The organism is Stenotrophomonas maltophilia group sp. RY12688, from assembly GCF_052149045.1.
In the GTDB taxonomy this organism is placed as follows: Bacteria; Pseudomonadota; Gammaproteobacteria; order Xanthomonadales; family Xanthomonadaceae; genus Stenotrophomonas; species Stenotrophomonas sepilia.
This window is the reverse complement of record NZ_CP197389.1, coordinates 3,601,615-3,619,212: the sequence shown is the minus strand read 5'-3', so window position 1 is coordinate 3,619,212 and position 17,598 is coordinate 3,601,615. Positions and strand designations below refer to the sequence as shown.

Sequence of the window (17,598 nt, the reverse complement as noted above, 5' to 3'; positions counted from 1 at the left end):
GCGGATTCGGGCAAGCTGGGCGGCCTCCATCGACAAGGACATCCATGAGCGTGCTATCCGACATCGAACAGGCCACCGGCCAGGCCTTCCCGCCCCTGTTCAAGCAGTTGCATGCAGCGGGTCGGTTGAGCTGGGGCACTCCCCATCCGGATTGGTCCGAGGTGGTGTTCCCGACGCTGCAGGCGGATCCACCGGTGTTGCTATACGCCCAGGATTACGAGCCGTTGGAACACGATGAGCTGCTGGAGGCGTGGCAGGAGCTGACCGCCGAGGACCACTACAATCCCCTGCGTCCCGACCTGCAGCTCCTGCCGTTTGCGCGGACCGGCGGCGGCGACAGCTACTGCTTCTGGAGCAACGCGCCCGATTCTGCCGAGCCGCCCGTCGTGCTCGTGTGGCATGACGATGATCGTGCCGATGTGCTGGCCGCCAACTACCAGGATTTCCTGTTCCGCAAGATGGTCGAAGCCGTTGCCGACTACCAAGCGCCGTATACGCTGCTGTCGCACGGCGAGCTGGCCGGCAATCTGCAGCGCTGGCTGCAGAGCCACCAGTCGTTCCTGCGCGGCGACCAGTTCGCGGCGTTGCAGCGGTTGTTCGCCCGCGTTGACGATATTGAAGAAGCAAACATCAGCGAAGACGACGCACAGGCCATCGTCGTTGAAGTGATCGGCTTCGAGCGGTTGGACGAGTCGTTCGCTTACGTGCGCGAGGAAGTTTGAGCCAAGGGTCGGAGCCCCACCTGTGGTGGGGATCCGATCCCGTGCGGGATCAGCCTGCGGCCGGGTAATCGAGGTAGCCTGCTTCGCCGCCACCGTAATAGGTGCTGCGGTCGGGCGTGGCCAACGCGATGTTGCGCTGCAGGCGCTCGACCAGATCCGGGTTGGCGATGAACGGCTGGCCGAACGCGGCCAGGTCGATGGTGCCCGCTTCGACCAGCTGCAGGGCGCGTTCGCGGGTCATGCCACCTGCCAGGATGACGGTGCCACCGTAGGCCTGCCTGAACTGCCGCAGGAACGCCTCACCCAGCACCGACTGGCCTGCCTGCAGGTTGTCGTTGAGGTGCACATAGGCCAGCCCACGCTTGCCCAGTTCCTCGGCCAGGTACAGATAGGTGGCTTCGTTGTCGGGGTAGAACGGCATGTCGAAGGTGAGGTTGTTCGGTGCCAGGCGCACGCCGACGCGCTGCGCACCGATGCGCTGGGCCATCGCATCGACGGTCTCCAGGATCAAGCGCGCACGATTGGACAGCGAACCGCCGTAGCGATCATCGCGCTGGTTGATGAGCGGGTTGAGGAACTGTTCGAACAGGTAGCCGTTGGCGGCATGCAGTTCGATGCCATCGAAACCGGCGACGATGGCGTTGTCGGCGCCGCGCGCGAAGTCGTCGACGATGCCGGGGATCTCTTCGGTGGCCAGCGCACGTGCCGGGGTGGGATCGGCGTGGCCGCGGCTGCCGTCGTCCAGATAGACGAACGAAGTGTTCTTCGGTGCACTGGCGACCGGCCGGGTACCGGCGCTTACCGGTTGGCCACCGTCGGGCTGCAGCGAGGAATGCGACATGCGGCCGACGTGCCAGAGCTGGGCGAAGATCGTGCCCTGTGCGGCATGCACCGCCTCGGTGACGAGCTTCCACCCGGCGGCCTGCTCGGCCGACCAGATACCCGGCACGTCGATGTAACCCTGGCCCTGCGGCGAGACCGGGGTGCCTTCACTGATGATCAGGCCGGCGCTGGCGCGCTGCCGGTAGTACTGCGCGGTGAGTTCATTGGCCACCGCGCCGGGGTTGCGGGCACGGGTCATCGGGGCCATCACGATGCGGTTGCGCAGGGCGGTGCCTGCCAGATCGAAGGGGCGGAACAGGGCGGCGGTCATGTCGGTCATCTCGGTGCGGGGGGAGGCGCCAGCGGCGCGATGCACACAGGATGGAGTTGACATGCAGGCGCATAAAGCGCTTCGATCTCCCTAGATGCGGGACGATTTGTCCCCAATGGAGCGCGATAGATGCTGCCGCTGGAATCATTGAATGGCCTGGTCACGTTCGTTACCACGGCCCGCTCAGGCAGCTTCACCGAGGCTGCCGACGCGCTGGGCATCTCGCGCTCGGCGGTGGGCAAGGCCATCGCCCGGCTGGAAGCGCGGCTGGGCGTGCGCCTGTTCCACCGCACCACGCGGCGCATCGCGCTGACCACCGACGGCGAAGCGTACTACGCATCGTGTGCGGCGGCGCTGGAAGAAATCTCCGCCGCCGAGGCCTGCCTGGGGTCGGCCGGCCTGCCCAGCGGACGGCTGCGCATCGACATGCCATCCTCGTTCGGGCGCCTGGTGGTGCTGCCGGTGCTGCTGCGCCTGTGCCGGCAATACCCGGACCTGCAACTGACGATGACCTTCACCGATCACTTCGTCGATCCGGTCGAAGAGGGCATCGACCTGCTGATCCGCTTCGGCGGATTGCACCAGGCCGAACATCTGGTCGCGCGCCGGCTGGGTCGCCAACGACTGGTCACCTGCGCATCGCCGGAGTACCTGCGGGCGCATGGCGTGCCGAGCAGCGTGGAGGAACTGTCGCAGCACCGCAGCATCGTTGGTTTCCGCCACGGCCAGCCGGTGGCGTGGCGGATCGGCAGGGATGATGCCGAGGGAACGTTCATCCCGAATGCGACCTACCAGCTCAACGATGGTGACGCGGTGATCGATGCGGCCATCGCTGGGCTGGGCATCTGCCAGATGCCCGTTTCACTGGTGCGCCGTCATCTGGAATCCGGCGCGCTGCAATCGGTGCTGGATGCGCACATGCAGCGGCATATCGACATCCATGCGCTGTGGCCACCGACCCGCCACCTGCGGCCGAAGGTGCGCTACGTGGTGGATGAGCTGGCGCGGTTGGCGGGTGAGGGATTGTTCGATTGAGCTGGCCACGATTGAGTTCCTGCTGGCTGCTTGTATACTATCCCCCAGTATAGTTCCTGGGTGGTTCGCCATGCCACACTCCCCCGAAGAGAAGAAGAAGGTCCTGGCCCGCGTGCGCCGCATCCGCGGCCAGTGCGATGCGCTTGACCGCGCGCTGGAAGCCGGCGCCGACTGCGGGCCGGTGCTGCAGCAGATCGCCGCCATCCGTGGCGCGGTCAACGGCCTGATGTCCGAGGTGATGGAGGCCCATCTGCGCGAGGAATTCGGCCAGCCCGCTGCCTCCGACGAGCAACGCGCCGAACGCGTGCGCGACATGAGCGCGTTGATCCGCTCGTACCTGAAGTAAACGACGGCGCAACATGGCGCCGCCCATCCTGTCATTGCCTGTCCCTGGAGAAGCCATCATGAAGTCCCGTGCCGCCGTCGCCTTTGGTCCCGGCCAGCCGCTGCAGATCGTCGAGATCGACGTCGCCCCGCCGAAGAAGGGCGAAGTGCTGGTGAAAATCACCCATACCGGTGTCTGCCACACCGATGCGTTCACCCTGTCCGGCGATGACCCGGAAGGCCTGTTCCCGGTGGTGCTGGGCCATGAAGGCGCCGGCATCGTGGTGGAAGTGGGCGAGGGCGTGACCAGCGTCAAGCCGGGCGACCACGTGATTCCGCTGTATACCGCCGAGTGTGGCGAATGCCTGTTCTGCAAGAGCGGCAAGACCAACCTGTGCGTGTCGGTGCGCGCCACCCAGGGCAAGGGCGTGATGCCCGACGGTACCAGCCGCTTCAGCTACAACGGCGAGCCGCTGTACCACTACATGGGCTGCTCGACCTTCAGCGAGTACACCGTTGTGGCCGAAGTCTCGCTGGCGAAGATCAATCCGGACGCCAACCCGGAACACGTCTGCCTGCTCGGCTGCGGTGTCACCACCGGCATCGGCGCGGTGCATAACACCGCCAAGGTGCAGGAAGGCGACAGCGTGGCGGTGTTCGGCCTGGGTGGCATCGGCCTGGCGGTGATCCAGGGTGCGCGCCAGGCCAAGGCCGGCCGCATCATCGCGGTGGACACCAACCCGTCCAAGTTTGAGCTGGCGCGCGAGTTCGGTGCCACCGACTGCATCAACCCGAAGGATTTCGACAAGCCGATCCAGCAGGTCATCGTTGAAATGACCACCTGGGGTGTGGACCACAGCTTCGAGTGCATCGGCAACGTCAACGTGATGCGTGCGGCGCTGGAATGCGCGCACCGTGGCTGGGGCCAGAGCGTGGTGATCGGCGTGGCCGGTGCCGGGCAGGAGATCTCCACCCGCCCGTTCCAGCTGGTGACCGGCCGCAAGTGGATGGGCACTGCCTTCGGTGGCGTGAAGGGCCGCAGCCAGCTGCCGGGCATGGTCGAGGACGCGATGAAGGGCGACATCGAACTGGCCCCGTTCGTCACCCACACCATGGGCCTGGACAAGATCAACGATGCCTTCGACCTGATGCATGAAGGCAAGTCGATCCGTTCGGTGGTCCATTACTGAGCCGCAGCGTGGGCTGGTTCGATGCCTTGCGCAGGCCGCGTGCGGAAGATCCGCGCGCGGCCCTGGTTGATCCGATCGAGCAGGCGTTGCGCGTGCTGGGTTGGGTCGAAGGCGTCGTGGGTCCGCCGCGCGCAGTGGACTCACCCTTCGGCATTGATGAAATGCCGTTCGAGCACTGGCTGGCGCAGGTGTTCCTGCCGCGCCTGCACGAAGCCCGCGCCGATGGCCAATGGCCACCGCGCAGTGACGTGGCGGTCGCAGCGTACCGCAACCTGGACGGCCAGCCTGGTGTCGAACCGCTGCTGCGCCTGCTGTCGCAGCTGGATGAGTTGATCAACACACGTGACGGCTGACGCCGGCACGCAGGAGAGTTCCATGGAACGTATTGAACACCGCGCCTGTTTCGGCGGTTGGCAGGATGTTTACCGCCATCGTTCGACCACGCTGGGCTGCGACATGCAGTTCGCCGTGTACCTGCCGCCGCAGGCGGAAACGCAGAAGCTGCCGGTGCTGTATTGGCTGAGCGGGCTGACCTGCACCGAGCAGAATTTCATCACCAAGGCCGGTGCGCAGCGCTATGCAGCCGAGCACAGCGTAATCATCGTCGCGCCGGATACCAGCCCGCGCGGTGATGACGTGGCCGATGCCGAGGGCTATGACCTGGGCAAGGGGGCGGGGTTCTACCTCAACGCCACCCGTGCACCGTGGGCGAAGCACTACCGCATGCATGACTATGTGGCGCAGGAACTGCCGGCGCTGATCGAGGCGAACTTCCCGGTCACCGGCGCGCGTGGCATCAGCGGCCACTCGATGGGTGGCCATGGTGCGCTGGTGATCGCGCTGCGCAACCCGGGGCGCTACCGCAGTGTGTCGGCGTTCTCGCCGATCGTCGCGCCCAGCCACGTACCGTGGGGGCAGAAGGCGTTCACGGCTTATCTGGGCGACAACCCAGCCGACTGGGCGCAGTGGGACGCGTGTGCGTTGCTGGCGACGGCCAGCGAGCGCCTGCCGTTGCTGGTCGACCAGGGCGAGGCGGACGAGTTCCTGCAGACCCAGCTGCAGCCGCAGCGCCTGCAGGAGGCCTGCGCCGCAGCCGGCCATCCGCTGACCCTGCGCCTGCAGCCGGGCTACGACCACAGCTACTATTTCATCGCCAGCTTCATCGGCGAGCACGTCGCCCACCACGCTCGCGCCCTGCACGCCTGAGGGCTTTCCGGTAGTGCCGGCCGCTGGCCGGCAACCCGCAGCCCTGCAATTCCCTGGGATTGCCGGCCAGCGGACGGCACTACCATGGTGATGCACGCGGAGTGTCGTTTTGCCGCAGTGGATCACGCCGCTGTGGCGTGCCGGCGCGCTATCGTGCGCTCAGACGGCCTTGCGGATCGGGGGGATGCATGCCGGTAGTGCTGGCGCTGCTGTACGTGCTCTGCCATGGGCTGGCCGTGGCGTTCTGGCCGAGCCCGGCGGGCGTGGGTTCTTTCCTGTTCCTGACCGGCGCACCGCTGCTGGCCGCCGCCGCGTGCCTGGTGCGGGCGCAACGTGACCGCGCCGCTCTGGGCTGGCGTTCTACCGCGATGGCACTGCTGCTGTGGGCCGGTGGCATGACGTTCAACATGGTGGATGCGCTGGGCGCCGGCCGGGCTGACTTCACCCCACGCGTCAGCCTGTTGTTGTACGTGCTGTATGGCGTGCCGCTGGTGTTCATCCTGGCCCGGGCACGCCGCGAGCGCCCGAGCATCAGCCTGATCGATGCGGCGATGGCGGCGCTGCTGGGTGTGCTGTTTTTCGTGCACACCGCATCGTTCGCCGCCCGTGTCGAGGTCGACGCCCATGCCATGTCCAACATGCAGCGCATGTTCGACATCCAGAACCTGTGTATCGCCGCGTTCGCCGTGGTGCGATGGCTGGCCGGCGACGTGCCCGAACGGCGCAGGTTCTTCCGTGCACTGGCGTTGTACGCGCTGGCCTATCTGCTGGTGGCCTACTACATCAACCACTACACCTCCGATGATGCATTCGGTGCGTTCAACGACCTGCTGATCGACGTACCTTTTCTGCTGATCGCCTGCATGGCGCTGGACACGGCGCCGGACACAGGCACCACGGCACACCCGCGGCTGGCGAGGACGGTGCAGGCCGCCGGTCCGATCATCCTGCCGTTGCTGCTGCTGGTGGTCGGCACGCTGGTGGTCGATCATGCGCGGCCGTTGGCCGTCGCGGGCTTCGTCGTAGCCACCCTTGGTTTCGGCCTGCGCAGCGTCCTGCTGCAGACCGATCTGCTGGAGCGTCAGGCGGCGCTGGATCAACTGGCGCGGCAGGATGGCCTCACCGGCGTGGCCAATCGCCGCGAGTTCGACGCGCGGCTGACCTCCGAGTGGAATCGCGCGCGGCGCAGCGGCACCGAGCTGGGCCTGCTGCTGGTGGATATTGACCACTTCAAGGCCTTCAACGACCGGCACGGCCATCCGGCCGGTGATCGTTGCCTGCAGGCGGTGGCCGGGGTGCTGAAGGGCGTCGCAGGTCGCGGCAGTGACAGCGTTGCGCGTTATGGCGGTGAAGAATTCGCTGTCATCGTGCCTGGAAGCCCACTGTCGGGCGTGCTGGCGCTGGCCGAGCGCCTGCGCGAAGCGGTCGAAGCGCTGCCATTGCCGGAAGGCCCGGTCAGCATCAGCGTCGGCGTGGGCTACCTGCACCCACCGGCGCTGGCCAGTGCCGACCAGCTGCTGGCCGATGCCGATGCCGGCCTGTATGCCGCAAAGCGTGCCGGCCGCAACCGGGTGGTCCTGCATGCGCGCGTGCTGGATGACGAGGGCAACGCGCACGGCACCATGGACTGTTGAGCGGACCAGCCCATGGCGTGCCGCCCATCCAGGGACATCGCACTGGGTAGTGCCGGCCGGTGGCCGGCATCTCCTCGGTTGCCGGCCAGCGGCCGGCACTACCACGGCGTGGCCTCAACGCACGTCGCGCAGTTCCCAGTGGTGGCCGGCCAGCAGGCGCAGGCGCTGCTTGAACACGTCACTGTCGATACGGGTGGTGGCGACCAGGTTGATGCGCAGGTCCTTCTGCTCGCCGGTCACGGTGGCGTCCGGATCGGTCACGCCCCACTGCGGTTCCACCGCATCCGGGTCGGGTTGCTTGGCCTTCCACCGTTCGAACAGCGTGCCGCTGCGCAGGGCGTCCTGCAGCTCTTCGGCGAAACCGGCGGCGCCCTGCGAATGGAAGGACAGGTCAGGGTCGTTGCCGCGGGCCTTGGACGGGTCGGGCAGGCTGATGTGGTACTGCGCAGGCATGAAGTTCTCCTTGAAGTGCGGCAAGGCTGGCACAACCACGGTGGAATCGGTGTGCAGATTCGGGGCATCACTCGAACCGATGTGGCCCATCGGCAAAGCCCACGGTGACCGCGCCCTTGCCGACATTGACCATGCCGGTCAGGCTCATCACCGATTCGTACACGGTCACGCCATTGCCGGCGCAGACCTCCTTCATCTGTACATAGCCGGGCAGGCTGCGCAGCTCATCCAGCTCACCGCCGTAGCTGACGCATACCGTCGGCGTCATCAGCCCGGCACGTACGCGCTGGCCGACCACCGCGAACAGCTTCTGCACGGCGCTGTCGAAGCCCTTGATCTTGGCGACCGGCCCGGTTTCGCCGCGGTAGCCGTGCAGCACCGGCTTGATGTCCAGTGCGCTGCCCAGCGCCGCACTGAGCAGGCCGACGCTGCGGTCGCCCTTGTGCCGGGCGCGCGCACGCATGTAGTACAGATCACGGGTGACCATGTAGCCGTGCACGTTGCCAGCCAGTTCTTCCAGCCGTTCGCGGATCTGCTGCACGCTGGCACCAGTGTCACGCAGGCGAACCGCCTCCACTGCGGTCACGGCCTGCGCAGCGAACAGGTTCTGGGTATCGAGCACGCGCAGGGCGAACGGCGAGTTGTAGCCCGCTGCCTGCCGCACCGGCTTGTAATCGTTGAGGATGGCGAAGCTGGCCTGCAGCGCATTGTCGTGGATCGGGCTGCGGGTCTTGGTGATGGTCATGCAGAACACGTGGTCGTAATCGATCACCAGCTGCTGCAGGAACAGGTCGCGGATCTGGTTGACACTGAAGGGGATGGTCTCCGCCTCGGCACCGTGCTCGGCCACGTGTGCATGCAGGAAACTCAGCGTGGCCTGCTCATCGCGATGATCGGCCAGAACCGCTTCACCGATTCGTACGGTGATCGGCAGCAGCACGATGTTGTGCTCGGCAATGAAGTCCTGCGGCAGGTCGCAGGCCGAGTCGACGACGATTCCGATGCGCATCCGCGGCTCCCCCTCCAGGGCGGTTGTAGGTTCGGAAACGTGAAATCTATCTCAAATTCTGGCGTGGCGCGCGAGGGAAACGCGCCAGGCCCTGTTCAGCGACTGCGCTGCACGGCCACCGGAAGTTCGGCCAGGCGCTGCCATTCGGGCTGCTGCAGCAGGGCGGGATCGGCCAGCACGGCGGCCATCAACGGATGGGCGTCGTTGCCCCAGAACAGTTCGTCATCGATGGCCAGGGTCGGTACGCCGAACACGCCGGCAGCAATGGCGGCCTCGGTGTTCCTCCGCAGCTGCTCCTTGACCGCGGGGGCCGCGGTGGCGCTGGCGACATCCTCGATCCCCAGCCGCGCAGCCGGTTCGCGCAGGGCCTCGGCGCTATCGGCGGCATTGCCGTCGCGCCAGATCCAGTCGAACAGCACGTCTACCGCCTGCACGCTGCCACCGGCGGCCAGGCACAGCCGCAGGGCAGACAACGGGTTGAACGGGTGGCCCGGCGGGAACCGCAGCGGTGTTCCTTCGGCCTGCGCAGTCCACAGCAGCTGGCGGTACATGAAGCGGCGCTTGGCCGGAATCTCGGCCGGCCCGAGGTTGCCCAGGTGATGCAGCACGGCACCGAAGGCGATCGGCACGGTCTGGATCCGTGCGAACTGGGGCAGCTGCTTCAGCTTCTGCCAGTGCAGGTAGGAATAGGGCGAGACGAAGTCGAAGTACCAGCGCAGGGTGGCCATGCGGGTTTCCTTGGGTAACTGGAGGTCAGGGCTGCGCGTTGCGCTGCAGGTAGCGGTCGCGCAGTTCGGTCTGGCGCGAGCGCATCGGCATCGCCCGGCCGCCCAGCCAGACCTGTTCGGCATAGTGCGCCACGTCCAGCGGGTCGCCCTCCCACAGCACCAGGTCGGCACGCTTGCCCGGCTCGATGCTGCCGATCTGGTCGGCCACGCCGAACGCCTGCGCCGGCACCCGGGTCAGGCCGGCCAGGCCGTCGGCCCAGGGCAGGCCATTGGCCACGGCATTGCCGGCCAGCTGGCGCATCTTGCGGGCGTTGTGCGAGGCGTCGCCTCGCTGCACGAACGAGACCGCCACGCCGGAACGCTGCAGGCGTGCCGCATTTTCCAGCGTGGCACCGATCTGGTCGAAGCTGGCCGGCAGGTTGGACAACACATCGACGAACACCGGTACCTGTGCGGCGGCCAGCTCCGGCGCCAGCTGCCAGGCTTCGCTGCCACCGGCGATGGCGATCTTCACTTGCTCGCGGGCGGCCCAGCGCAGCAGCTGGCGGATGTCCGCCGCGCGGTCCACCTCCACCACGATGCGGCCCTGGCCGGCCAGGTAGCGGCCCAGCGTGCGGCGCCCGGCCGGGGTCAGCAGCGCATGCGGCGAGTCCGCGGCGACCTGGCCGCGTGCCTCGTCCACCATCTGCTGCAGCAGCATCCATTGCGCCGCACGCGAATGCCCGGTCAGCTCCACTGCGGCCGATCCCAGGCGCAGGAACAGCGCGCGCGGCCCGAGGGGATCGGCGCTGCCGTCCAGCCGCATCACGCCACCCTGGCCTGCAACGAAGCGGCCACCGGTGGCCGCCCCCAGGGCGGTGAAGCCGATGCCGTCCAGGCGCGCCACCGGGATCAGCACCGAGGCCGGGTTGTACGCCAGGGTGACATCGAACTCGGGGCGCAACGGTTGTTCGCCGATCTTCAACGTGCTGTCGACCGTGCTCGCTTCACCGGAGACCTCTTCGATGCCGATCTCGGTGATGCCCCCGAACAGCGCCGGTGTCAGCGGACGGCCATCGGCCTCGACCACGCTGGCCCCGGCCGGGGCGGACAGCCCGCTGCCGACGGCGCGGATGATCCCGCCCTGCACCAGCACATCGGCGTGCTGCAGGCTGCCGCGCGCGCTGGCCGTATGTACGGTCGCGTTGCGCACCAGCAGGTCCTGCGCCTGCACGGATGCGGAGAGGCAGGCCAGCACCATGACCGTAGCGCCGAGCCATGCCCGGCGACGCTTGTTCAACGCGCCCATCAGTGCACCTCCTGGCCAAGCTGGAAGTCGGAACGTGGCGTGGCCGCAGGTGCGCTGCGGTCGTACAGGCGGCGGCCGTCGATGAAGACCTGCTCGGCCAGCGCGTACGAGCTGAAGGGGTTGCCGTTCCACACCACCACGTCGGCCATCTTGCCGGCCTCCAGGGTGCCGGTCTGGCCTTCAATCCCCAGCGCCCTGGCGGCGTTGGCGGTCATCCAGGTGATGGCGTGTTCGGGGGGGATCTCCGGCATGCGTGCGCGGCGCGCGGCGGCGATCACCTTGGCCGCTTCCTGGTTCAGGCGCTGGATGCCTTCGGGGGAGTCGGAATGGACGATGGCGCAGCTGTTCTTCGGCCGATCGACCAGTGCGATGTTCTCCGGAATGCCGTCGAAGGCTTCCATCTTGAAGCCCCACCAGTCGGCCCACAGCGCGCCGCAGACGCCGTCGGCAGCCAGCCGGTCGGCCAGCTTGTAGGCTTCCACGCCGTGGTGGAAGGCGGCCACCTTGAATCCGAATTCCTTGGCCAGGTCGAGCATGGTGGCCATCTCGTCGGCGCGGTAGCAATGGATGTGCACGCGGATGTCGCCTTCGATCGCGCCGGCCAGCGTGTCCAGCTTGAGATCGCGCTTGCCGCCGGCATCACCGGCGCTGTCGCCCTTGTCGCTGCCGAACCAGCCCTTGCGCTTGGCCGGCTTCGGTTTGTTCTTGGCGATGTAGTCGGCGGCATCGATGAAGGCGGCGCGGTAACCGGCAACGTTGCCCATCCGCGTGGCCGGAGCGACGCCCTTGCCTCCGCCGTAGACCCGCTTCGGGTTCTCGCCGCAGGCCATTTTCAGCCCCCACGGCGCGCCGGGGAACTTCATCGCCTGGTAGGTGATGGCGGGGACGTTCTTCAGGGTCACACCACGACCACCGACCAGGTTGGCCGAGCCCGGCAGCACCTGCATGCTGGTCACGCCGCCGGCCAGTGCGGTGGCGAAACCCGGGTCCTGCGGCCACACCGAGTGCTCGGCCCAGACGTTGGCGGTGACCGGCGCGGTCATCTCGTTGCCGTCGCTGTGCGCGCCGACGCCCGGGCTGGGGTACACGCCCAGGTGCGAGTGCACGTCGATCAGGCCCGGTGTGACCCACTTGCCCTGCGCATCGATGCGGGTGACACCAGCATCGGCCTGCAACTGGCGGCCGACGGCAACGATGCGGCCCTCGCGCAGCAGCACGTCGGCGTTGTCCAGGCGCTGGCCGGTGCCGGTCAGCACGGTCGCGTTCTGGATCAGCACCGGTGCATCGGGGTGTGCCTGGTAGGTGCTGGGGTAGGGATCGGCGACGAAGCGCGAGGCGCCCACCGCCGGTGCCGTGCTCAATGAAAGCAGCGCCAGTGCCACCCCGGTGCGCAACAACGTCGATGCCATGCAGTTCCCCTCACCAGAAACATGAATCCACGGACGCTAGCCGGGGCCGATGTGGCTTGCCAAGTGACCTTGGACAGGGGCGTGGGGGGGGGTAGGAATTTTCTGATGGAGGATTTGTGAAGGAAATATTAACGTTGGATGAAGCGATGGGCTGATTACGTCTTGCGCTGACCTGTATCACCAGCTTACGCACCTGCTCCAACGACGGAGCCGGGCCCCGTACCTTTCATGGAATCAAGGACGCAACCGATGACTGCTGCAAAGCTCCGCCGTTCGACCGTTTCGCGCCGTTCCTTCCTGCCCTCGCCGCTGGCGTCGGCCATTGTCGGTTCCTTGCTGGTGGCCACCGCACTGCCGGTCCTGGCCCAGGACAATGACGACGCCCTGGCCCGTTACCAGCTGCAGCGCAGCCTGCAGTCTGCGTTCGCCGCGCAAGGCGGAGTGAGCGCCTCCGCTCCCGCGATGATCGCTCCCTCGGTAGCGATTCCGGTGGCGGCGCTGGCTCCCAGCGTCGGTGCTTCCGCGGAGCCGGTCATGGGCAGGCCCGGCGATGCTGCGAGCTGGCGCACCAGTGAATTCGAACTCGACTGGGGCCTGGCTGCGATCAATGCCGACGTGGCCTATGCGCGCGGGCTGACCGGTGCCGGCATCCGCCTGGGCGTGTTCGACAGTGGCACGGGTCTGGACCATCCGGAATTCGCCGGCAAGGACAACCGCAGCGTCCGCATCGCCGATCTGATGGCTGACGGCACGCGCTGCACCAACACCACCGCAGTGCGTGGGCCGGCGGCCTGCTTCGCCAGTGATGGCGATGACGTCCAGATCAGCTATGTCGGGTACAACGCCAACGTGCCCGACAACATCCGCAGGATCATCGAGTCGGGCCCCTATGTGCAGCCGGGGATGCAGTTCGAGATCCATGGTACGCACGTTGCCGGCACCATCGCGGCGAACCGGGACGGAAGCGGCATGCACGGTGTGTCCTTCGGTTCGGACCTGACCGTTGGCCGGCTGTTCTCCGACAGCATCCGCGAGTGGCAGCGTACGGCGACTGGCTACTCGGTCGTGACGCTGGGCGCGATCGGCCCGAAAGTCAGCGCCTTCCAGGACCTGTATGCCCAGATGAACGCGCAGGGCGTGCGTGCCATCAACCATAGCTGGGGCCTGGTCACGGAACCGACGACAGCGACGGACATGGACGCGATCTACAACGACCCGGACGACCGCCAGTACCTGAACACCTTTGCCGACGGATCGCGTGCGCGCGGGATGATCCAGGTGTGGGCGGCCGGCAATACCAGTTCGGTCATTCCGACGCCTGCGCAGAGCCCCATCGCCGGCCTCTACGCCACGCTGCCGCGCGCATTCGCCGACATCGAGCCGTACTGGTTGAGCGTGGTCAACGTCGGTACCAACCTGACCCTGAGCAATCGCTCCAACAAGTGCGGCCTGAGTGCCAACTGGTGCCTTGCCGCACCGGGTTCGGACATCGTATCGACCGCCTATGGTGATGATTCCAGCCTGGCCGGCAGCGTCGGCATCGACGCCAACGGCAATGTCAGCCTGGACATCCAGCAGCGCGTGCCTACCTATGGCTATGCGCTGCTGAGTGGAACCTCCATGGCCGCGCCCCACGTCACCGGCGCGCTGGGCCTGCTGTTTGAACGCTTCCCCTATCTGGACAGCGCGCAGGTGCGCGATGTGCTGCTGACCACGACCACCGATCTGGGCGCGCCCGGCATCGACGACATCTACGGTTGGGGCCTGTTGAACCTGGCCAAGGCCATCGAGGGTTACGGTTCGCTGCGCGTGGACACCAACGTGGTGATGAACCAGCGTGCCGGTGGCCTGAAAGTGTGGGAGGGCGATGCTTGGGACAACTGGACCAACGACATCGGCGGCCCCGGCAAGCTGACCAAGAGCGGCATCGGCTGGCTGCGCTTGAGCGGCGACAACAGCTTCAACGGTGCGCTGGTGCGCGAGGGCGTGCTGGAACTGGATGGCGTCAATACGCTCACCGGAGCGGTGGACGTGGCCGGCGGTAGCTTCCTGCTCAATGGCACGTTGAAGAACACTGCGCTGAACAGTCAGGGGGGCTCCAGCCATATCAACGCACGCGGTGTGCTGGATGGCTCCGACCTGAACGTCAACGGTGGCGTGGTCATCTTCGACGGTGTGCAGCGCGGCGCCCACACCTCGGTGGCCGCGCAGGGGACGTTCGAATTGAACGGAAGGCTGGAAAACAGCGCGTTGACCAGCCTGGGCAACAGTCGTGTGAATGCAGGCGGGGTACTCGCAGGCTCCGATCTGACCGTCAACGGTGGCGTGCTGTCGTTCAACGGCACGCAGAGCGGTGGTCACACCCTCGTTGGCCCGAACGGCACGCTGAAGGGCATCGGCCAGCTGGGCGATACCACCGTGGCCGGTATCGTTGCACCGGGCAACTCGATCGGCACGCTGACCATCAACGGCGACTACGTGCAGACCGCCACCGGTGTGTACCAGGCCGAGCTGGCCCCGGGCGGGCACAGTGACCAGTTGCGCGTCACCGGTACCGCCACCCTGGGCGGCACCCTGATCGCCCTGCCGGAAGCGGGCACCTATTACCTGGGTGAGCAGTTCAACTTCATCCGTGCCGACGGCGGAATCCGTGGCCAGTTCGCCACCACCGACTTCAGTGCGTTCTCGCCGTTCCTGAAATTCGGGCTGTCCTATGGCACCGGTGGCGCGCGCATTGAAGTCACCCGTGGCAATCCGCTCGCCAGTGCCGCCAGTACCGACAACCAGCGCGCGGTGGCCACTGTGGCCGACCGGCTGGCGGTCAACCAGGGCCTGCCGCGCCCACTGACCCTGCTGTTCCCTCAACAGGTAGGCGCTGCACTGGACGGCCTCAGCGGCGAGCTGCATGCGGCCACCGCGATGGCCCTGGTCGAGGGCAGCCGCTACGTGCGTGATGCCGCACTGTCGCGCCGCGTCGGTGCACGCGCGCCGGGAGCAGACGGCGACGCCGCCACGGGGGTCTGGGTACAGGCCATCGGTGGCAGCACCACGCTGGACGGCAATGGCAACACCGCACGCACCGAAGCCAACAGCAGCGGCCTGCTGGTAGGCGTGGACCGCGAGATCAACGGCTGGCAGGTGGGCATGCTGGCCGGTACCGGCCGTACCGATGCCAAGCAGCAGGAAGGACGCCGTGCGCGTGCCAAGGTCGACAATACGCACCTGGGGGCCTATGCCAGTCACGACTGGGGCGCCTTCGGCCTGCGGGGGGGCCTGGCCTGGAGCGAGCATGAGGTGAAGAGCACCCGCGAGCTGGCCTTCTCCGGTTACAGTGATACGCTGGCGGCACGCTATGACGGCCGCACCCGCCAGGCGTTCGTCGAGGCGAGCTATCGCTTCGGCGGCCCCGAGGCGGGGCTGGAACCTTACCTGCAGCTCGCACGTGTGGAAGTGGACATGAAGCGCGTCAACGAACGCGGCGGCGCGGCTGCACTGCAGGGTGAGGTGGACGATCTCCGTATCACCGTGGCCACGGCCGGCCTGCGTTTTGACAAGGGCCTGAAGGCTTCGTTCCAGCAGGACAGCTGGCTGCACCTGCGCGGTGGCGTCGGGTACCGCCATGCCAGCGGGGATCGCGACCCGGCGGCCCGCTTCGCCTTTGCCACCGGCAGCGACAGCTTCGTGGTCAGCGGTGCCCCGATGGCTGACAGGACGGTGGTGGCCGAACTGGGGCTGTCGGCATGGTTGACCGCACGCCAGCAGCTGGAGCTGGGCTATAGCGGCCAGTATGGCGACGAAAGCCGTGACCACAGTGCCAACCTGCGCTGGTCGGTGCGCTTCTAAGCCGCCGGTTACCGCAGGTAAACCAGGAGGGCGGCCGCAGGGCCGCCCTTCTTCGTTGCCGACCCAGGTGTGGGTTGGCCCGTGCACGCCTACAATGGCGGCCCCCACGCCGTACCGGACCGCCCATGAAGAGCAAGCAGGAAATCGTCGACAACTGGCTGCCGCGCTACACCGGCGTGCCGCTGGACCAGTTCGGCCAGCACATCCTGCTGACCAACTTCGGCGGCTACCTGCACACCTTTTCCGAGCTGACCGGTGCGCCCATCATCGGCCTGGACCGGCCGATGGCCAGTGCCACCATCGACGGCATCACCATGATCAACTTCGGCATGGGCAGCCCCAATGCCGCGATCATCATGGACCTGCTGTCGGCAGTGATGCCCAAGGCGGTACTGTTCCTGGGCAAGTGCGGTGGCCTCAAGCGCAAGAACCAGCTGGGTGACCTGGTGCTGCCGATCGCGGCGATCCGCGGCGAGGGTACGTCGGGCGACTACCTGCCGCCGGAAGTGCCAGCCTTGCCGGCGTTTGCGCTGCAGCGTGCAGTCTCGACCATGATCCGCGACCTCGGCCACGACTACTGGACCGGCACTGTCTACACCACCAACCGCCGGGTCTGGGAGCACGACGAGGCCTTCAAGGAGCGGCTGCGGGCGATGCGCTGCATGGCCATCGACATGGAAACCGCCACCGTGTTCGCAGCCGGTTTCGCCAACCACATTCCCAGTGGCGCGCTGCTGCTGGTCTCGGACCAGCCGATGATCCCCGACGGGGTCAAGACCGAGGCCTCCGATGCCAAGGTCAGCTCCCAGTTCGTGGAAAACCATATCCAGATCGGTATCGAGGCGCTTAAGCTTATCCGGCGCAACGGCAAGTCGGTCCGCCACCTGCGCTTCGACGAATGATGATGATGGCCTGGCGCGGCGCGCCGGCCCTGGGGAGTAGGTGATGGACGTTGCCGCGCAAGTGGTGGATTTCTGGAAAGAAGCGGGCCCTGCGAAGTGGTTCGCCCGCGACGATGCGTTCGACGCGCAGTTCCGCCAGTTGTTCCTAGATGAGCATTTCGCCGCCGCTTCGCGTGGGCGTGAACACTGGCTGGGCAGTGCCGAGGGCGCACTGGCGCTGATGCTGCTGCTGGACCAGTTCCCGCGCAACTGCTTCCGCGGTACTGCCCATTCCTATGCTACCGATGGCCTGGCCCGGCACTACGCCATGCGCGCCATCGAGGAAGGCCTGGACCTGCAGCTGGTGCCGAAGCTGCGCGCCTTCATCTACCTGCCGTTCGAGCACTCCGAGGACCCGTTGGACCAGGACCGTTCGGTGGCGATGTTCGATGTGCTGGGCGACAAGGAATACCTGCAGTACGCCGAGCTGCACCGCGACATCATCCGCCGCTTCGGCCGTTTCCCGCACCGCAACGCCGTGCTGGGGCGCATTCCCTCGCCGGAAGAACTGGACTACCTGGCCGAAGGCGGATTCGCCGGCTGAAAAAAGGGGACGGAGGGGATTAAGTCGTTTGTGGCATAAACGACTTAATCCCCTCCGTCCCCTTTTTTTTCGGGGGCCAGATCCGCTTCCCGCAGGAAAGGGCGCTGACCCCGCGCCGT

16 protein-coding genes are annotated in these 17,598 nt (G+C 66.9%); 10 read left to right on the top strand and 6 right to left on the bottom strand.

Features of this window, described 5'->3' with window-relative positions; genetic code table 11:
- Nucleotides 1–44 precede the first annotated feature (44 nt).
- Nucleotides 45–722, top strand: a complete 678-nt coding sequence (locus ACS0OT_RS16780; RefSeq protein ID WP_164093600.1) for an SMI1/KNR4 family protein — start codon at nucleotides 45–47, stop codon at nucleotides 720–722.
- 49 nt (nucleotides 723–771) lie between these two features.
- On the opposite strand, the gene ACS0OT_RS16775 is transcribed toward ACS0OT_RS16780, so the two are convergent.
- Nucleotides 772–1,875: an alkene reductase gene (locus ACS0OT_RS16775; RefSeq protein ID WP_235649098.1), complete on the bottom strand. Its 1,104-nt coding sequence runs from the start codon at nucleotides 1,873–1,875 to the stop codon at nucleotides 772–774.
- Nucleotides 1,876–2,004: 129 nt separating this feature from the next.
- On the opposite strand from ACS0OT_RS16775, the gene ACS0OT_RS16770 reads away from it, so the two are divergent.
- From ACS0OT_RS16770 to ACS0OT_RS16745, 6 genes are all read left to right on the top strand, one after another.
- Nucleotides 2,005–2,910 carry a LysR family transcriptional regulator gene (locus ACS0OT_RS16770; protein WP_065185379.1) on the top strand — a complete coding sequence of 302 codons (906 nt, stop codon included), beginning with the start codon at nucleotides 2,005–2,007 and terminating at the stop codon, nucleotides 2,908–2,910.
- Nucleotides 2,911–2,980: 70 nt separating this feature from the next.
- Entirely contained in the window at nucleotides 2,981–3,256 is a 276-nt protein-coding gene (gene frmR / locus ACS0OT_RS16765; protein WP_005411009.1) for a formaldehyde-responsive transcriptional repressor FrmR, read from the top strand.
- A gap of 58 nt (nucleotides 3,257–3,314) precedes the next feature.
- Complete coding sequence (locus tag ACS0OT_RS16760; protein ID WP_053500575.1) at nucleotides 3,315–4,424, top strand: S-(hydroxymethyl)glutathione dehydrogenase/class III alcohol dehydrogenase; 1,110 nt, start codon at nucleotides 3,315–3,317, stop codon at nucleotides 4,422–4,424.
- Between the two features lie 8 nt (nucleotides 4,425–4,432).
- Nucleotides 4,433–4,777 carry a YqcC family protein gene (locus ACS0OT_RS16755; RefSeq protein ID WP_005419244.1) on the top strand — a complete coding sequence of 115 codons (345 nt, stop codon included), beginning with the start codon at nucleotides 4,433–4,435 and terminating at the stop codon, nucleotides 4,775–4,777.
- A gap of 22 nt (nucleotides 4,778–4,799) precedes the next feature.
- The gene (gene fghA / locus ACS0OT_RS16750; RefSeq protein WP_329953293.1) at nucleotides 4,800–5,630 is read left to right on the top strand and encodes an S-formylglutathione hydrolase; all 831 of its coding nucleotides are present in this window, start codon (nucleotides 4,800–4,802) and stop codon (nucleotides 5,628–5,630) included.
- Nucleotides 5,631–5,818: 188 nt separating this feature from the next.
- The gene (locus ACS0OT_RS16745; protein ID WP_065196463.1) at nucleotides 5,819–7,264 is read left to right on the top strand and encodes a GGDEF domain-containing protein; all 1,446 of its coding nucleotides are present in this window, start codon (nucleotides 5,819–5,821) and stop codon (nucleotides 7,262–7,264) included.
- 114 nt (nucleotides 7,265–7,378) lie between these two features.
- On the opposite strand, the gene ACS0OT_RS16740 is transcribed toward ACS0OT_RS16745, so the two are convergent.
- The 5 genes from ACS0OT_RS16740 to ACS0OT_RS16720 all read right to left on the bottom strand — a co-directional run bounded on the left by ACS0OT_RS16740 (nucleotide 7,379) and on the right by ACS0OT_RS16720 (nucleotide 12,151).
- A complete protein-coding gene (locus tag ACS0OT_RS16740) occupies nucleotides 7,379–7,717 on the bottom strand; it encodes a hypothetical protein (protein WP_006469105.1) in 339 nt (112 codons plus the stop codon).
- A 67-nt stretch (nucleotides 7,718–7,784) separates the two neighbouring features.
- Nucleotides 7,785–8,726 (bottom strand): DegV family protein, encoded by a 942-nt coding sequence (locus ACS0OT_RS16735; protein WP_262090942.1) that lies wholly within the window; start codon nucleotides 8,724–8,726, stop codon nucleotides 7,785–7,787.
- Nucleotides 8,727–8,821: 95 nt separating this feature from the next.
- Entirely contained in the window at nucleotides 8,822–9,454 is a 633-nt protein-coding gene (locus ACS0OT_RS16730; RefSeq protein ID WP_065185376.1) for a 2-hydroxychromene-2-carboxylate isomerase, read from the bottom strand.
- Nucleotides 9,455–9,479: 25 nt separating this feature from the next.
- A complete protein-coding gene (locus tag ACS0OT_RS16725) occupies nucleotides 9,480–10,742 on the bottom strand; it encodes an amidohydrolase family protein (RefSeq protein ID WP_442255903.1) in 1,263 nt (420 codons plus the stop codon).
- Nucleotides 10,742–12,151 carry an amidohydrolase gene (locus ACS0OT_RS16720; protein WP_065185374.1) on the bottom strand — a complete coding sequence of 470 codons (1,410 nt, stop codon included), beginning with the start codon at nucleotides 12,149–12,151 and terminating at the stop codon, nucleotides 10,742–10,744. The genes ACS0OT_RS16725 and ACS0OT_RS16720 overlap by 1 nt, the downstream gene beginning before the upstream one ends.
- A gap of 249 nt (nucleotides 12,152–12,400) precedes the next feature.
- Here ACS0OT_RS16720 and ACS0OT_RS16715 point away from each other — a divergent pair, with 249 nt between their 5' ends.
- The 3 genes from ACS0OT_RS16715 to ACS0OT_RS16705 all read left to right on the top strand — a co-directional run bounded on the left by ACS0OT_RS16715 (nucleotide 12,401) and on the right by ACS0OT_RS16705 (nucleotide 17,479).
- The gene (locus ACS0OT_RS16715; protein ID WP_442255902.1) at nucleotides 12,401–15,994 is read left to right on the top strand and encodes an autotransporter domain-containing protein; all 3,594 of its coding nucleotides are present in this window, start codon (nucleotides 12,401–12,403) and stop codon (nucleotides 15,992–15,994) included.
- Nucleotides 15,995–16,119: 125 nt separating this feature from the next.
- Nucleotides 16,120–16,896 carry an AMP nucleosidase gene (locus ACS0OT_RS16710; protein ID WP_049415280.1) on the top strand — a complete coding sequence of 259 codons (777 nt, stop codon included), beginning with the start codon at nucleotides 16,120–16,122 and terminating at the stop codon, nucleotides 16,894–16,896.
- Between the two features lie 43 nt (nucleotides 16,897–16,939).
- Nucleotides 16,940–17,479, top strand: coding sequence for a DUF924 family protein (locus ACS0OT_RS16705; RefSeq protein ID WP_005419210.1), 540 nt, complete (start codon nucleotides 16,940–16,942; stop codon nucleotides 17,477–17,479).
- The last annotated feature ends 119 nt before the right edge of the window (nucleotides 17,480–17,598 follow it).

Bases quoted from the DNA above. Each gene is read 5' to 3' on its own strand.
- ACS0OT_RS16705 (WP_005419210.1), top strand. From the start codon at position 16,940: ATGGACGTTGCCGCGCAAGTGGTGGATTTCTGGAAAGAAGCGGGCCCT.
- ACS0OT_RS16735 (WP_262090942.1), bottom strand. From the start codon at position 8,726: ATGCGCATCGGAATCGTCGTCGACTCGGCCTGCGACCTGCCGCAGGAC.
- ACS0OT_RS16745 (WP_065196463.1), top strand. From the start codon at position 5,819: ATGCCGGTAGTGCTGGCGCTGCTGTACGTGCTCTGCCATGGGCTGGCC.
- ACS0OT_RS16770 (WP_065185379.1), top strand. From the start codon at position 2,005: ATGCTGCCGCTGGAATCATTGAATGGCCTGGTCACGTTCGTTACCACG.
- ACS0OT_RS16775 (WP_235649098.1), bottom strand. From the start codon at position 1,875: ATGACCGCCGCCCTGTTCCGCCCCTTCGATCTGGCAGGCACCGCCCTG.
- ACS0OT_RS16710 (WP_049415280.1), top strand. From the start codon at position 16,120: ATGAAGAGCAAGCAGGAAATCGTCGACAACTGGCTGCCGCGCTACACC.
- ACS0OT_RS16760 (WP_053500575.1), top strand. From the start codon at position 3,315: ATGAAGTCCCGTGCCGCCGTCGCCTTTGGTCCCGGCCAGCCGCTGCAG.
- frmR (WP_005411009.1), top strand. From the start codon at position 2,981: ATGCCACACTCCCCCGAAGAGAAGAAGAAGGTCCTGGCCCGCGTGCGC.
- ACS0OT_RS16725 (WP_442255903.1), bottom strand. From the start codon at position 10,742: ATGGGCGCGTTGAACAAGCGTCGCCGGGCATGGCTCGGCGCTACGGTC.
- ACS0OT_RS16720 (WP_065185374.1), bottom strand. From the start codon at position 12,151: ATGGCATCGACGTTGTTGCGCACCGGGGTGGCACTGGCGCTGCTTTCA.
- ACS0OT_RS16730 (WP_065185376.1), bottom strand. From the start codon at position 9,454: ATGGCCACCCTGCGCTGGTACTTCGACTTCGTCTCGCCCTATTCCTAC.
- ACS0OT_RS16740 (WP_006469105.1), bottom strand. From the start codon at position 7,717: ATGCCTGCGCAGTACCACATCAGCCTGCCCGACCCGTCCAAGGCCCGC.
- ACS0OT_RS16715 (WP_442255902.1), top strand. From the start codon at position 12,401: ATGACTGCTGCAAAGCTCCGCCGTTCGACCGTTTCGCGCCGTTCCTTC.
- ACS0OT_RS16780 (WP_164093600.1), top strand. From the start codon at position 45: ATGAGCGTGCTATCCGACATCGAACAGGCCACCGGCCAGGCCTTCCCG.
- fghA (WP_329953293.1), top strand. From the start codon at position 4,800: ATGGAACGTATTGAACACCGCGCCTGTTTCGGCGGTTGGCAGGATGTT.